At 58.5% G+C, this 15540-nt stretch carries 13 protein-coding genes; 7 read left to right on the top strand and 6 right to left on the bottom strand.

Annotation, left to right across the window (positions count from 1 at the left end; genetic code table 11):
* Nucleotides 1–164: 164 nt before the first annotated feature.
* The gene (locus LF252_RS05815) at nt 165–2078 is read right to left on the bottom strand and encodes a DNA topoisomerase IV subunit B (protein ID WP_226268608.1); all 1914 of its coding nucleotides are present in this window, start codon (nt 2076–2078) and stop codon (nt 165–167) included.
* Between the two features lie 194 nt (nt 2079–2272).
* On the opposite strand from LF252_RS05815, the gene LF252_RS05810 reads away from it, so the two are divergent.
* The 3 genes from LF252_RS05810 to LF252_RS05800 all read left to right on the top strand — a co-directional run bounded on the left by LF252_RS05810 (nt 2273) and on the right by LF252_RS05800 (nt 5758).
* The gene (locus LF252_RS05810; RefSeq protein WP_226268607.1) at nt 2273–3457 is read left to right on the top strand and encodes an AI-2E family transporter; all 1185 of its coding nucleotides are present in this window, start codon (nt 2273–2275) and stop codon (nt 3455–3457) included.
* A 198-nt stretch (nt 3458–3655) separates the two neighbouring features.
* On the top strand, nt 3656–4126 hold the full coding sequence (locus LF252_RS05805) for a ferritin-like domain-containing protein (protein WP_226268606.1): 471 nt from the start codon (nt 3656–3658) through the stop codon (nt 4124–4126).
* A gap of 153 nt (nt 4127–4279) precedes the next feature.
* Nucleotides 4280–5758 carry an exonuclease domain-containing protein gene (locus LF252_RS05800; protein WP_226268605.1) on the top strand — a complete coding sequence of 493 codons (1479 nt, stop codon included), beginning with the start codon at nt 4280–4282 and terminating at the stop codon, nt 5756–5758.
* A 9-nt stretch (nt 5759–5767) separates the two neighbouring features.
* Here LF252_RS05800 and LF252_RS05795 read toward each other — a convergent pair whose 3' ends face one another.
* A complete protein-coding gene (locus LF252_RS05795) occupies nt 5768–6190 on the bottom strand; it encodes a hypothetical protein (RefSeq protein ID WP_226268604.1) in 423 nt (140 codons plus the stop codon).
* Between the two features lie 75 nt (nt 6191–6265).
* Complete coding sequence (locus LF252_RS05790; protein WP_226268603.1) at nt 6266–7867, bottom strand: hypothetical protein; 1602 nt, start codon at nt 7865–7867, stop codon at nt 6266–6268.
* A 150-nt stretch (nt 7868–8017) separates the two neighbouring features.
* On the opposite strand from LF252_RS05790, the gene LF252_RS05785 reads away from it, so the two are divergent.
* On the top strand, nt 8018–9613 hold the full coding sequence (locus LF252_RS05785; RefSeq protein WP_226268602.1) for a hypothetical protein: 1596 nt from the start codon (nt 8018–8020) through the stop codon (nt 9611–9613).
* Nucleotides 9614–9685: 72 nt separating this feature from the next.
* Here LF252_RS05785 and LF252_RS05780 read toward each other — a convergent pair whose 3' ends face one another.
* Complete coding sequence (locus tag LF252_RS05780) at nt 9686–10819, bottom strand: DNA topoisomerase IB (protein ID WP_226268601.1); 1134 nt, start codon at nt 10817–10819, stop codon at nt 9686–9688.
* Nucleotides 10820–11071: 252 nt separating this feature from the next.
* Here LF252_RS05780 and LF252_RS05775 point away from each other — a divergent pair, with 252 nt between their 5' ends.
* Together LF252_RS05775 and LF252_RS05770 are read left to right on the top strand one after the other, a co-directional pair.
* Nucleotides 11072–11881 carry a M48 family metalloprotease gene (locus tag LF252_RS05775; protein ID WP_226268600.1) on the top strand — a complete coding sequence of 270 codons (810 nt, stop codon included), beginning with the start codon at nt 11072–11074 and terminating at the stop codon, nt 11879–11881.
* Between the two features lie 159 nt (nt 11882–12040).
* The gene (locus LF252_RS05770; RefSeq protein WP_226268599.1) at nt 12041–13228 is read left to right on the top strand and encodes an App1 family protein; all 1188 of its coding nucleotides are present in this window, start codon (nt 12041–12043) and stop codon (nt 13226–13228) included.
* Between the two features lie 140 nt (nt 13229–13368).
* On the opposite strand, the gene LF252_RS05765 is transcribed toward LF252_RS05770, so the two are convergent.
* Both LF252_RS05765 and mtgA read right to left on the bottom strand, forming a co-directional pair.
* Nucleotides 13369–13818: a YybH family protein gene (locus tag LF252_RS05765; RefSeq protein ID WP_226268598.1), complete on the bottom strand. Its 450-nt coding sequence runs from the start codon at nt 13816–13818 to the stop codon at nt 13369–13371.
* An 88-nt stretch (nt 13819–13906) separates the two neighbouring features.
* Nucleotides 13907–14650, bottom strand: coding sequence for a monofunctional biosynthetic peptidoglycan transglycosylase (gene mtgA, locus LF252_RS05760; RefSeq protein ID WP_226268597.1), 744 nt, complete (start codon nt 14648–14650; stop codon nt 13907–13909).
* A 243-nt stretch (nt 14651–14893) separates the two neighbouring features.
* Here mtgA and LF252_RS05755 point away from each other — a divergent pair, with 243 nt between their 5' ends.
* Nucleotides 14894–15526 (top strand): LON peptidase substrate-binding domain-containing protein, encoded by a 633-nt coding sequence (locus tag LF252_RS05755; protein WP_226268596.1) that lies wholly within the window; start codon nt 14894–14896, stop codon nt 15524–15526.
* The last annotated feature ends 14 nt before the right edge of the window (nt 15527–15540 follow it).

Below are 15540 nucleotides of genomic sequence, written 5' to 3'. Positions count from 1 at the left end.
CAGCCCCGAATTCGAAGGAGTCGCCGGCCCCAAACAGGTTGGGCTGCTCTTCAAAGTTCGGGTCCTGGGGGTTCGTTTCTTCTGACACAGTAGGGTGTGGCCCTTGCCACAGTTATTGTTCTTGTACCTCTCCCCGACCGTGGCCGGCCGAGGGAACTCATGCATTAGGCTACTTCCGCTTCAACTACTTCCGCAACGGGCAATACGTCGGAAGTTACCAAATCCTTCTCCTGGCGCAGGTTTTCGATGATGAATTCCTGACGGGCCGGGGTGTTTTTGCCCATGTAGTAGGTAAGCACCTGCTGAATGGAGCGGTCCGACTGCAGAATCACGGGCTCCAGCTTGATGTTGTCGCCAATGAACTTACCAAACTCATCGGGGCTGATTTCGCCCAGGCCTTTAAAGCGCGTAACCTCGGGGTTGCGGCCCAGCTGGCGCATGGCAGCCTGTTTTTCCTGCTCGTTGTAGCAGTAAATGGTGGTTTTCTTGTTGCGCACCCGGAACAACGGCGTTTCCAGAATGAACACGTGGCCGTTGCGCACCAGATCAGGGAAGAACTGCAGGAAGAACGTGAGCAGCAGCAGCCGGATGTGCATGCCGTCCACGTCGGCGTCGGTGGCAATTACCACGCGGTTGTAGCGCAGGCCTTCAATGCCTTCCTCAATGTTGAGGGCGTGCTGCAGGAGGTTCAGCTCCTCGTTCTCGTACACAATCTTCTTCTTGAGTCCGAAGCAGTTGAGTGGTTTCCCACGCAGGCTGAAAACGGCCTCGGTTTCTACGCTGCGGCTCTTGGTGATGGAGCCTGAGGCGGAGTCACCCTCGGTGATAAACAAGGTGGTGAGCAGCGCCTTTTCCTCGTCCTTGGTTTCGCCCAGGTGCAGGCGACAGTCGCGCAGTTTACGGTTATGCAGGTTGGCTTTCTTGGCGCGCTGGTTGGCCAGCTTCTTCACCCCAGCCATATCCTTCCGCTCCCGCTCACTTTGCTCGATACGCTTTTTCAGGGCTTCAGCTGCAGCGGGGTTCTTGTGGAGGTAGTTGTCGAGGTGCTCCTTGACGTAGTCGAGGATGAAACCCCGCACAGTAGGCCCATCGGGACCCATGTTGAGGGAACCCAGCTTGGTTTTAGTCTGAGACTCAAACACCGGCTCCTGTACCCGCACCGAAATGGCGGCCACAATGGAGCCCCGGATGTCGGCCGCGTCGTATTCTTTTTTGTAGAACTCGCGCACGGTTTTTACCACGGCCTCGCGGAAGGCAGCCAAGTGAGTACCACCTTGGGTGGTGTACTGCCCGTTTACGAACGAGTAATACTCCTCGCCGTAGTCGTTGCCGTGGGTGAGAGCCAGCTCAATATCCTCCCCTTTCAGGTGGATAATATCATAGCGCATGGCCTCGGGGTCGGCTTTGCGGGCCAGCAGGTCCTTGAGGCCGTTCTCGGAGTGGTAACGCTGGCCGTTGAAGTTGATAGTGAGGCCCGCGTTCAGGTAGCAGTAGTTCCAGATCTGGCTTTCCAGGAACTCTGGGATGAAGCGGTAGTTACGGAAGATGCTGTCGTCGGGCTGGAACACCATCAGCGTACCATTGCGCTGGCTGGTGGGCTGGGGTTGGGGGTCGTTGGTGAGCTGGCCCTGGGCAAACTCGGCGGCCTTCATTTGGCCGTCGCGCACGCTCTGGACCAGAAAATAATTGCTGAGGGCGTTAACCGCTTTGGTACCTACGCCGTTCAAGCCAACAGACTTCTGGAAGACCTTACTGTCGTACTTGCCGCCCGTGTTAATCTTGCTGACTACCTCCACTACTTTGCCCAGCGGAATGCCCCGACCATAGTCACGCACCTGCACCCGGCTATCGGAGATTTTAATGTCGATGGTACGACCGAAGCCCATCACGTGCTCGTCGATGGAGTTGTCAATCACCTCCTTCACCAGCACGTAAATGCCATCATCGTAGCTGCTACCGTCGCCGAGCTTGCCAATGTACATACCGGGGCGCAGCCGGATGTGCTCCCGCCAATCGAGGGAGCGGATGCTGTCTTCGGTATATGCGTGGGAAGCGGAAGAAACTTGCTGTTCAGCCATCAGAAAAAACCAGAAATCAGATTCGAGGTAAAATAACGCAGAAAATTGACCTTTTCCGCGTCGCTTTTCGCTAGTAAAGTTAGCATTTTACCAGCGTCAACGCCAATTTAAACGGCAAAACGGCGAAAATAATTCGCTTCCATTTGCTACAACCTCTTCTTCCTCCGCCAAACCAATACCAATAATATTAGCAAATGCTACACCCGAACGTTCAACATAATCTGCCACCTTCGGGGCACAAGCCCAACCCGGTAGTAAGGCAAACGCCCATCATTCAGTACGCCTTTTTTATGGTGGGCTTGGTGCTGCTGGTGTACACGCTCAAGGTGCTGGATGATATTCTACTGCCCCTGCTGTTTTCGGCGGTATTCACGTTGCTGCTGCTGCCTATTTGCCGGTGGCTGGAGCTGCGCGGCCTGCCCCGGGTGCTGGCCATCGTTGTGTGCCTGCTGCTGGTCATAGCTGTATTTGTAGGCATCATCCTGGGTTTCGGGTCCCAACTGGCGCAGTTCAAAAATGAGATTCCGAAGCTGCAGACCAAGATGATGCAGTCATTCACTGAAATTCAGGAATGGGCCCATCTGAAATTTGGCTACCAGCCAATGAGTATTGACGACCTGAAGGAAACTTCTATCAAGGCCCTGAAAAAATCGGGGGGTAGCTACCTGGGCACTACGCTCAACACCACCACTGCCGTGCTCAGCAACCTGGCGCAGGTGCTCATCTACATCTTCTGCTTTCTGTACTACCGGGACCACCTGCGGCAGTTTATGTTCCGGTTTGTGGCACCAGACAAGCGCACGGCCGTGCTGCACACCGTTGATAACATTCAAACGGTGGTGCAGGCCTATATTTCGGGCCTGGTAAAGGTGATTATCATTGTGTCCATCCTTAACGGCATTGGGTTGCTGGCGCTGGGCGTGAAGTTTGCCATCTTCTTTGCCATTTTCGCCTCGGTGCTGGCCGTTATTCCCTACATCGGCATCATGATTGGGGCTACAATTCCGGCCATCATCACGCTGGTAGAAACGGGCTCTGTGGTGCAGGCGGCACTGGTAATCGGGGTGTTTGTGGTGGTGCAGTTTCTGGAAGGCAACTTCATTACGCCCATGATTACCGGCTCGCAAGTAAGCATCAACCCCCTGGCCGCCATTCTGGCCCTGATTCTGGGTGGAGAGCTATGGGGCACGCCCGGCATGATTTTGAGCATTCCGCTGATGGCCGTGGCGAAAGTGGTGCTGGACGCCAACAAAACCACAGAACCCTGGGGCTTCCTGCTGGGCGACACTGCTGAGGGCGAGGACTCCGTGAAACCCGAAAACAAGCAGCCGGGCGGCCTGCAACGCCTCTGGAACCGCCTGCTCAATAGGGCGGAGTAACCCGTTCGACAAACGATTTTCAATAGACCACCGACGCTATCCGTTGGTGGTCTTTGCGTTTCGGCTGCAGCCGCTAATTGATTAGTTGGCTAAATTTTGTACGCAACCTCAACCCAAGCCTGTACGGTATACCGCATGTCGGTTGGCACAACGAGCTAACCAACAACTCACTCTTTACCACCCTAATTTTCTTTCACCATGGCAACTATCACCGGCGAAACCGCCCGCGCATACAACGACCTCGTAGAAATCAACAAAACTGCTGCTAAAGGCTACCAGGAAGCCGCCGAAGGCGTTTCAAGCCCCGACCTGAAATCGAAGCTGAGCCAGCTGAGCCAGCAACGCGCCCAATTTGCTTCGGAACTGAGCCAGCATGCTAACCAGTATGGCATCAACCCCGAAAGCGAGGGCACGGTAGAAGGCTTGGTAGCCGATGCCGCCGCCGCCGTACACCGTGGCTGGATCAACATCAAATCGGCCGTAACCGGCCAGGACGACTCGGCTATTCTGGGCGAGTGCGAAACCGGCGACGCTACCGCACTGAAAACCTACGAAACGGCTCTGCGCTCCAATGAGCTGCCCGTGGAAGCCCGCAACGTAATTCAGAAACAGCACGGCGAAATTCTGTCGGCTAAAAACTGGATTACCCAGCAGAAAGGCACCCGCTAATCTTATTTATGCCTCACGCACTATAAAGCCCGCCCCACCGGCGGGCTTTTTGCGTGGCTGGCAAGTCGGCCCGTAACGGTTGCAACCTTCTGGTCGGGTATCTTTGTTACCAATCTGTTTAGCTTATACCGCCGCACTCGTAGCACGCCGCCTTTGTACGCCATCATCGACCTTGAAACCACCGGGGGCCAGCCCACGCAGGACCGCATCACGGAAATTGCCATCTACATTCACGATGGTGAAAAAGTGGTGGATGAGTTCAGCACCCTGCTCAACCCCGGCCGGAATATTCCCTTCTTTATTACCCAGCTCACCGGCATCACCGACGACATGGTGCGTGATGCTCCGAAGTTTCACGAGGTAGCCCGCAAAGTGGTGGAAATGACCGAGGGCTGTGTATTTGTGGCTCACAACGTGCGCTTCGATTACTCGTTTCTGAAGAAAGAGTTTGCCGACCTGGGCTACAACTACTCGCGCAAAACACTGTGCACGGTGCGCCTGAGCCGCTCCCTGATGCCGGGCCAGCCCAGCTACAGCTTGGGTAAGCTATGCCAGAATATTGGCATTCCGCTGAACGGCCGCCACCGCGCCGCCGGCGACGCCGCCGCCACGGCCATTTTGTTTGGGCGGCTGCTGGCCATCAGTCAGGAGCAGGAACCCGACAGCAGCCGTGCCCCCGCCGACACGCTGGCCGCCGTAGATGCAACGGCCCCGGCCGGGCGCAAGCCAGCAACCACCAAGCAGCCATCGGCCCGCAAGATTAAGGCCGTGCAGGAGGCTATTAAAACTGCCCTGCTCCCGCCCAACATCACCCCCGAAAAAGTAGCCTCCCTGCCCCAGGAAGCGGGCGTGTACTACTTCCACGATGAGGCCGGCGAAGTAATCTACGTGGGCAAGAGCATCAACATCTACAAACGCATTCAACAGCACTTCGCCGTCGATTACAAGTCGCGCAAGAGTATTGAGTTCAAGAACTCTATTTCGGATATCACCTGGGAGCTGACGGGTTCGGAGCTGGTGGCGTTGCTGTATGAATCGCACGAGATTAAACGGCTGAAGCCGCTGTATAATCGCAAGTTGCGCCGCTCCGTGTTTCCGGCTGGTATTTTCTTGCGCACCGACGAAAACGGCTACAAACGCCTCTACTACGGCCGTGCCGACGACCACGCCCAATCGCACCCACTGATTGCCCTGGGCAACCAGTTCAAGGCCAAAGGTTTCCTGTTTCACAAAGTGGCCAAGTTTAACTTGTGCCAGAAGCTCTGTGACCTGTACAAAACCCAGGGCTCGTGCTTCGATTACCAGGTACACCGCTGCAAGGGGGCCTGCCTGGGCCTGGAGCCACCAGAGGAGTACAACAAGCGCGTGGAGGAAGCCATTGAGTCATTCACCTACGAGCATGGTTCCTTCGTGGTGATTGGGGCCGGCCGCCGACCCGACGAGAAAAGCCTGGTGGTGGTGGAAAACGGCCGTTACATGGGCTTTGGCTACGTGGACGAATCTTTCACGGCTCGACGCTTCACCGATTTTCGGGACGCCATTACCCGCTACAACGACAATAAGGACGCTCAGCAGATTATCCGGCAATACCTGCGCACAGAGCACCGGGATAAGGTAAAAGTATTCGGCTAGGCTACGTGGTTAGTGTTCCTGCTGCATCTGTTGCAGCCACTGCACGGCCGTGGTTTCGTCGTTGAAGCGGCGCATGTGGTACGTCCGCTGCTGGTCGTGGTCAGCGTTGTGAAAGGCCGGCAAAGAATCCGTTAGTTGTTGGTAGGATGGGGAAAGAAGCTGACTCAGGTACACCGTTTGACCGAGCAGCCCGGACAGACGCGGAAAAAACTCCTGCAGCCCCCAGCGAGTAGTTTCCTCGTCGGCAGGCAGGCGCCGCCGCCCATCCAGCAGCCAGTACGGGCAGCGGCACTGCTGGGCAGCGGCCAGAATTAGCTGGTAGCCCTGCCGGGTTTCGGCGCCAGATACTGGCCGCAGCCAACGGGCAACCAGGAAATTAAGGTCGCTCCGGAAGGAAAGTTGCAGATAGTCTGGAGCGTCGAAAGTGCGCATATAGAAAAATAGGCCCCAAATATAGGCTCAGGAAGCACTATTTGATTTTCTGAGCTGAGACCATCGACAGTGTACTCAAAACAGCCGGTGCCGCAGCAGCCAGCCGGCCGCGTCGAACTCCTGGGCCTGGGGCTGATATTTTTCCAGCTTGAGCTTGCCAATCCGCACGGTGTTGCCGTCGCCGCTGTCGTACACGGTGAGGCGGCTGCTGGGGTGCTTAGCCGGGGCGGGACTGGCCTCAATTAGATCTTGACCAGCGCCATCATACACTCCAATGGCAAAGTGTGCATCGGGCTGGCCCCGGAGCTCAAACTCATCGTTACCGCCCAGCCCAAAGAGCTTAATTGAGCGGGTTTCGCGGCGGTTGAACTGGCGTTGATTAAGCAGCACCGCACCTTGGGGTGTGAGCCGATACAACTGCACGCGCACCTGCCCCTCACCTACCGGCTCCACCACGAAGCGCTCCGGACCATCGGTGCCGGGCAGCTCCACATCCTTTGCCAATAGTTGGTAGAACTTGTCGGCTACGGCGGGCAGTTGCTCCCGGCGGCTGCGCAACTTGCGGCTGAACTCGGCGGCACTCATTTGCTGCACTTCGGCGGGCCACACGCGCATAGCGCTGGCAATGGCCGCGTCGGGCAATGCCTGCCGCAGCGAGTCGGCTACCTGCCGGAAATCCTCGCGGCTCAGGTACGCCAGCAAGGATTTATCCATGGGTCGGGCCGCACGGTTAAGTCCTTCCACGTCGGCTAGCCGAATACGTTCATGGAAACTCTGGTAGTTGGATTTCACCCAGCCCACCATGTGCGTAATCAGGCCATCATCGAATTTAAAAAAGGCATGGTCCCGGTCGCGTGGAATGGCCCGGTACACCGTACCGCCACCCGCCGCAGGAAAGCTGGCCCAGCGCCATTGGTCCTCGCGGCGGCTCCAGTCGCCGAGCCACATATCAAACAGGCGGCTACGCAGATACTGGCGGGCGTCAATGTGGTACTGGGAACTGGTTACCAAGTTAGTAAATACCTTACGGGAGCTTTCAACGGCCGTGGAGTTGCCAAAACTCTGCACCGTCCGCTGGTCGCCTTCGGGCCGCTCTTCAAACAGGTAAAGGGCATTGGCGAAGCCTTGACGGTACTCACCCAAGGCGGGGTCGTCGGCCACGTACACCAACCGGGGGTTGGTGTGGTAAAGCCCGGCCGCCTGAGCCAGCGGGGCCACGATGTAGGCTCCGTACGGGTGGATAACGCTGGTTTGGTCTTTCATTAGCCGCCCGACGGGCCCGTCCTGCAAGCCTTCAGGCAATGCTTTGGTAGCATCTTTATCCACGGAGCGCAGCACGTACTGTACCCCGTTCCGGTCAACCAGCCGCAGGTTCTTGGTTTGAAAAGAGCCGCCCTCGCGCACGGGCGTAAGGCCTCCCGGCACTGCCGTGCGCAGGTTGAAAACCGGAACGGTAACGGGCAGGCTCCATAACGCACGGTAGTGGGTACCCCAGAAAAAACGGTGCACAGCTCCCCTATCGTACTGCAGACCAGCCGCCACCTGCACTGTTGAGTCGGGGCGGATGGTGGGCGGCGCGGCCGAGGGCGCGGGCTGCGCCGGGGCCGAACACGAAATCAGCAGTAAGCCACCGCTCAGGCAACTGGCAGCCCGCGTGGTATGGAGGGAAAGTGGCACGAAGAAGCAGATTTTAAGCGCAATTGCCCTGCCCGAACCCGAGCAGTTGGACTTATAGCGCAAAGCTGGGCCCGGCGGTTGTAAGCACGAGCGTGGACTTTTCCGGCGCAGTTGCGTTGAAGGAGTCCAAGCCGCGTTTTTTCGTCCTGCATGACGCCCCGAACCTCCCTCCTTTCTCTACTGCTATTCTCCGCCGCGTGTAGCCGCGACACGTATTTTCAGCCCGATGCCCGGGTGGCCTACAGCTCGCCGCTTCCGGCCAACGCCGATAGCGCCCTAGTTACGGCCGGCCGCCACTATCGGCGCGGGCCGCTGGGTCGTTTTTTTCTGGGCCGTCATTATCGGAGCACCTGGGCCCAACCCGTGATGCTGCCCGTGTTCAATCCGCAAACGGCCGTATCGGGAGGGCTAAAATTTGGTAAAATCGGGGGCGGATTTCAGACCACTAGCATGACGCTGGTTGGCGCAAACGGCCGAAACTATGCCTTGCGCAGCCTCGACAAAGACCCCTACCGCACCTTACCCAAAGTGTTGCGCCAAGGCTTTATCCTAACCACCGTGCGTGACGCCACCTCAGCCGGCATGCCCTACGGCGCGTTTGTGGTGCCGCCGTTGGCCGATGCGGCCGGCGTGCCGCACACGGCCCCCCGGGCGTATTATGTACGCTCGGATGAAGATGGGCTGGGCCCGGCATCGGAGAGGTTCCGGGGCAAGGTGGTGCTGCTGGAAGAGAAATACGAGGGCAAGCAGAACATTGCCGGACCAGTGGCCGGAGCGGTGGATCTGGAGGAATCGGAAGATGTGCTGGCGGAGCGCTATGCCTCGGCAAAGCACCGACTGGATGGCGAGGCCTACGTCCGGGCCCGGCTGCTGGACCTCTGGCTGGGCGACTGGGACCGGCACGAAGGGCAATGGAGCTGGGCCGCCTACGAGCAACCCGGCGGCCGCACGCTTTGGAAGCCGGTTCCGCAGGACCGGGACCAAGTGTTCTTCCGGTTTGATGACGGAGTAATTTCCTGGTTAGCCAGCCGCTTGGTGGCGAAGTTCCGCACGTTCCGCCCGCATTTTGAAAGCGTGGAGGGCTACACGCGCAACGCCGCTTTTATTGATGAGCGGGCACTGGCTGCCGTACCCCGCACCACCTACCTGCGCACCGCCCAGGACCTGCAGCAACGACTGACGGATACCGTAATTGAGCAGGCTGTGCGCCAAGGCTTGCCCCCGGAAGTGTTCAAGCTGGAAGGCCCCCGGATGATACAAACGCTTAAAGCCCGTCGGGCCGAGCTACCCGGTGTGGCGGGTACTTTTTATCAGCTCAAAGCCCGCCAGGTACTGGTAGCTGGCACCGATGCCGCCGAGCGGTTTGTGGTGCAGCGCGTAGCCGATACTGCCACGGTCGTGTCGGTTTACTCGTTGCCTCTCAACCTAAAAAATCCGACAGCCTCACTGCTGTACCAACGCACGTTTAACCCAGCCGACACCAAAACGGTGCTGCTGCACGGCCTGCAGGGCAAGGACGAATTTGTGGTTTCCGGTCAGGTGCGCAAGTCACCGTTCATTGATATCTATGGTGGCCCGGATGAGGATACCGTGCAGGACTCCTCACGTGTGGCTGGCCTGCGCAAGCGCACCCGCTTCTTCGATACCAAGCGCAACAACGTGCTGGAGCCCGGCCCCGAAACCAAGGACCGCACCAAGCACAATGTGCTGGCTCACGCCTTTGACCGGGACGGCTCCGGGCGGTAACTAAGGGGGTTAAATTGCCCTCCATCATTGAAAAACAACGCCCCGACTTTTGGCCGGGGCGTTGTTTTTTGACTAGTGGCTCTTGACTTGTTTATCCAGCTCGGCCAGCATATCCAGCACCATATGCTCGGTGGGACTAAGCAAGTCGTTTTCGGTCGGGTCAGCATCGTGGCGACGTAGGTAGTCGATAAGCTTGTCGGAGTTGAATAGCTCAATTACCTGCGGGTGAATGTAGTATTTGGAGCACACGGTGGGCGTGTTGCCCAAATTCTCCGCTACGTCCTTAACGGCCCGCTTCAGAGTTTTAGGCTTGGGAAAATCGGGCTCTTCTGCCAGAATCCGTTCCAGGCATTCCACCATTTTCACAGTACCGCCCCAGGTTCGGAAATCCTTGGCCGAGAGGGCCATGCCGGTTACCTCGTGCAGGTACTCGTTCACGTCGCCCGACTCCAGTTCCTCGCGGTGGCCATCGGGGGCGTAGTACTGAAACAGGTGCTGCCCCGGAATTTCCTTGCACTTCTGCACCAGGCGGGCCAGCTTTCGGTCATGAATCGTGAGGTCGTGCGGTACTCCTTTCTTACCCACGAAGCTGAACCGCACATCGGCCCCGGAAACCTGCACGTGCTTGTCGCGCAGGGTGGTGAGGCCGTAGGTTTTGTTTTTCTTGGCGTACTCCTTATTGCCCACCCGAATAAATGACTGGTCCATGAGCGTGAGCACCAGCGCCACTACTTTGCGCTTATCCAGCTGCGGGCGGCCTAGGTCCTGATGCATGCGGGCCCGGAGTTCGGCCAGCTTCTCGCCGAAAGCCCGCAACCGACTAAACTTGGTAAGGGCGCGGGCCTGGTCCCAGGCTGGGTGATAAAGGTATTGCTTACGGCCCTTGGCGTCGCGGCCGGTTACCTGCAGGTGGGTGTTGGCCGAGGGCGAAATCCACACGTCCGTCCAGGCTGGCGGAATCACGAAGCCCTGAATCCGGTGCAGCGTTTTCTCATCCTGCACTTGCTCGCCCTTGGCCGTGAGGTAGCAAAACTCGCCGGCTTTGGTGGCCGTGCGGGTCAGGCCGGGCTTGGTATCAGTGAGGTAGCGCAGGCCGGCCAGTTCGGCTTGCCGGGCGGGGTCTTTGTATAGAACGTGCGCTTCGTCGAGCGGATCGAGACGCTTCTTCTTGGTTTTAGGGCGGGCGGGGGTAGTGGCGGTAGCCATCGGAGTCGGGAAGGGGTGGGTAGTTACGGGGCCGCCAAAACGGGCGGCAGTTATCTGTACGCAGGCGGGTGCGCAAGGGTGCAGCTGCTCGTTTTTTCCCGCTGATTCTGCGCGCACTACGGGCTGGCCATGCTACTGGGGCGCAACACGCCGCGGGGTGGCTGCGTTAGGCCCCTACTGGCTCTGGCACTGTTTTTTCTAGTAGCGGCCCGTACACCTGTTCCTTTCCTCACTCACCTGTTCAGTTATAGTATGCGTAACCTTCTGCACAAAATCGGACTGCTGGCCGGCCTGGCCCTTACGCTGGGCGGCGCGGCTTCCTGCTCCAAAGATGGTGACGGGGTGTTGCTGTTTTCCGTGGAAGACGACAAAGCCCTCGGCCAAAAAGTAGCCGCCCAAACCGATTCTACCTTCCGGGCCAAGGGCCAGCTGCTGGAACCCGGCAGCAACCCCCAGGCCTATGCGGCCCTCAACCGCATTGTAACGCGGGTGCTCGATAATGGCAAGCTCCAGTACCGCAATGAGTTTCCGTGGGATGTAAAAATCATCCGCGACGACCAGACGCAAAACGCCTTTGCCACGCCCGGCGGCCACATTTACGTGTACTCGGGCCTGATTAAGTACCTCGACAACGAAACCCAACTGGCCGGGGTGCTGGGCCACGAAATTGCCCACGCCGACCGCCGGCACACTTCCCGGCAGTTGCAGAACCAATACGGCATAAGCGTGCTGCTGAGCCTGCTGCTGGGCGAAAACCAGAACACGCTGGTTGATGTGGCCTCCAGCCTGGGCCAGTTGAAATTCAGCCGCGACTATGAAACGGAGGCCGACACGTACTCCGTGGAATACCTCAATGGCACCAACTACTACGCTTGCGACGGAGCGGCCGGCTTCTTCATTAAGGCCCAGAACGAAGGTCAGCAGAGCCCACCCGAATTCCTGAGCACCCACCCCGACCCAGGCTCCCGCATTCAGAACATCCAGACGAAAGCCGACCAGCTGGGCTGCCGCAACCGCACCGCCGGCAACACCGATTTTGCCACGTTGAAAAGCTCCCTGTAAGCTCCCCACTCACGCTACTAAAAGTCCCTGGCCGCTCGGTTAGGGACTTTTTTTCTGGCTGATAGTCAGAGCCGGTGAACAGGAATTGGGGCAAGCACAACACCAGCGGGGTCGTTCTGCGTAGGTCAGAGCATAGTACCGTGCTTATTTTACCTCCCGATGGCTCCAATTCTAGATAAACTGAGTGAGTGGGCGGAGCGGGCCGATGAGGCCCTGACGCGCACCCGGGCCCGGCTGGGCCTGCTGCATCCGCTGCAGTTGATTTCGTACCGCAGCTACGGCACGCCCGAGCGCCTATATGTGAAAGGCCGTTTGCTTACCGACAAAGGTATTAGTGAGCCCGACCCTTCGGATTCGCGCTGGCATAACCTGCTGAACATGTACCGCCGTTTCGACAGCAACGAAATCAACGGAGCCTGCCTGAGCGTGCTGCCCGCCGATGGCTCAGACCACACGGTGGTAACGGATGCGGAAGGGTACTATACCCTGAACCTGGCTCCTCAGGCCCTGCCGGAGCCCGTTGACTACCTGTGGTACCCGGTAGAAGTGTTGCTGCGCCAAGCCCCGGCGCCCTTCCCTACGCCGCCCGGCCTCAATACCCGTTCCATGGTGCTGATTCCGCCCGCCGATGCGGAATACGGCATTATTTCGGACCTCGACGATACCGTTATCCAGACCTCGGCCACCGATTTGCTGCGCATGGCCCGTACGGTGTTGCTGCGGAATGCCCGCTCGCGCCTACCCTTTAAAGGCGTGGCCGAGTTTTACCGGCAGCTGCAGCTGGGCCGCAATGGCAAGCGCAACAACCCGTTTTTTTACGTGAGCAGCTCGCCCTGGAACCTCTACGACCTGCTGGAGGACTTCCTGCACCTGAATGATATTCCGCCCGGCCCGCTGCTGCTGCGTGACATGGCCCTGAAGCGCAAGCAAGCCGGCGCGGCCTCCGAGCACCACGGCCACAAGCTCAAGGAAATTGACAACCTACTGCTTACGTATCCCAAGCTGCCCTTCGTACTCATCGGCGACTCGGGTCAGGAAGACGCCAACATCTACCGCGAAGTGGTGCGCCGCCACCCCGGCCGGGTGCTGGCCATTTACATCCGCGACGTAAACCTGCCCGAACGCGCCGCCATGGTCGAGAAAGTATCGGAGGAGCTGCGCGACGACAAGGTGGAAATGCTGCTGGTGAAGGACACCGTACAGGCGGCTGAACACGCCGCCCGCACCGGCCTAGTTTTCCACGAAGCCATACCGGCGGTGGAGCAGGAAAAACAAAAAGATGAAGCCGCCTCAGACGATGAAGATGGCCTGGACGGGGAAGGCTCCGGCCAGCCGGTAATGCGCTGATTGAATAACAGTTAAGTAGAAAACGCACTGTCATTCTGAGCGGAGCGAAGGATCTTATCACGCTAATACAGCGCACGTAACAAAGTCCTTCGCTCCGCTCAGGATTACAGACTTTCTTCCCTATCACCTGTCGTCCCTACCTAGCTGGAATGGTCGGCCACTACTACCCACTGCCCGTTGATGCGGCGCATCACCAAGAGGAAATGGCCTTGCAGGTCGCCGACGGTGGGGCGGGCTAGGTGCCAGCGGCCAATTACCTGGGCGGCATCGGGGCTGATAGGTTGAATACGGAGGTTGGAGAAATCAAGCTGCCCCATGGCGGCGGGGGTTGGGTAGCTGCGCCGGTAGTTATCCAGCGTACGTTGCCAGCCGTAGGTAAGCCCGCTTTTGCCGATGAACACCAGTGAATCATTCTGCCAGTAGCCCTGCATGAACCCGGCCACGTCGCCGCGGTTCCAGGCGGCCGTTTGGGTGGTCAGCACCCGCAAAATATCCTGACGGGCAGTTGCTGCAGCCGTGGCCGAGAGTTGCCGGGAAGTGGAGCAGGCGGTAGCTACGGTAAGGCCGGCCGCTAAGAGCAGGTATTTCATGGGCAGAAAAAGATTGTGGAGCGCCAAATAACCAAAAGCCCCGCTACCGAACTAGTCAGCAGCGGGGCTTGGCAAAAAATACAATGGCTTATTCTTCCATCAACTCCTGCACGTACACAGAGCCGCGCAGCTGCCGCATCCGGCGCAGCACCCGGCGCTGCTTGGCGCGGGCCTGCGGGCCGGGGTTGCTGGCCCGGAACCGCAACGGGTTGGGCAGCACGCCCGCCAACAGCGCCGCCTCCTGGGGGCTTAGCTTACTGGCCGATTTATGAAAATACTGCTGGGAAGCCGCCTCCGCTCCGAAGATACAGTCGCCCATTTCGGCCACATTCAGGTACATTTCCATAATGCGGCGCTTGTTCCAGAGCAACTCGATGAGCAGCGTGAAGTACGCTTCGGCGGCCTTGCGCACGTAGCTGCGGCCGTGCCACAGAAATACGTTTTTGGCCACTTGCTGGGAAATAGTGCTGCCGCCGCGCAACTGCTTTTTACCGCTCATATTCGATTTGGCTGCTTTCAACAGGGCATCTCCATCAAAGCCGTGGTGCAACAGAAAGCGCTGGTCTTCGGCGGCTACCAAGGCCAGCGGCAGCTGCGGCGAAACCTCCTCAAGCGTGCGGAAACTATACCGAATGCGGCGGTCCTCCTCCCGAATACCGTAGTACCCTTTGCCCACGGGCGCGTGGGCGCGCCGGTCGAGCATCAGCCAAGTGGCCGGGGGGCTCACCCACCGGTACGCCAGCACCCAGGCCACCGAGGTAAGAAACAGGGCAGCCAGTACCTGAGCGGCTATCCGGCCGGTTCGGCGGGCTAGTAATCGGTAATCCGTCACGGGTTGAAGTTGTGTGAGCTGAGCGGAATGGGTAGCAAGGCTCGGAAGCCATGCTTAGCGCAAAAATAGCGGCTCCGCCAGAGCTGCCACGTTGCCGGGACGTTTTTTACTATTTCCGGCATACCTGTTGGGTCACCTCCATGGCGTCTCAACCCCATTTGTGGGCAGAGTCATAATTATTTACCCATATTGGCACTCCTACCTATTTGCCTCACCTGCCCCCTCTCAACCCGCCCATCCGCTATGCGCCAACTGGCCCTGTTTCCGCTCAATCTCGTGGTGTTTCCCGGCGAAAAGCTTAATCTCCACATCTTCGAGCCCCGTTACCGACAGCTGATTCAGGATTGCGTGCAGGAAGGTATCACGTTTGGCATCCCGCCCTACATCAACGGCGGCGTGAGCACCATTGGCACCGAAATGCGGCTGGTGGGCATAGAGAAAACGTATAGCACCGGCGAATCGGACATCCGGACGAAGGCCGTGGGCTTGTTTCGAGTGCGGGAGTTCTTTCATGAGCTACCCGGCAAGCTGTACGCCGGAGCCACCGTGGAGCCCCTCCCCGACGATCTGGCAGCCGATGTGACCATGTACCACCAAACCCGGCAGCTTATTCAGCAACTATACAGCATTCTGGGGCTGCAGCGCCTACTACTGGAACTGCCCGAAAATTTTCGACCCTACGATGTAGCTCACCACTTGGGCATGAGCACGGAGCAGGAGTACCAGCTACTGGAAGCGGAAACCGAAATTGAACGCCAACAGCTGGTACTTCAACACCTGGAAACCGTGCTGCCAGTGCTTCAGGAAACCGAGCGGCTGAAGGAACGGGTGCGGCTGAACGGCCATTTCAAGAACCTTACCCCTCCTGCCTTTTAGGCGGTGGCAGCAAA

The sequence above is a fragment of the Hymenobacter pini genome, assembly GCF_020421205.1.
Lineage (GTDB): Bacteria > Bacteroidota > Bacteroidia > Cytophagales > Hymenobacteraceae > Hymenobacter > Hymenobacter pini.
This window is presented reverse-complemented; position numbering and strand designations above follow the sequence as displayed.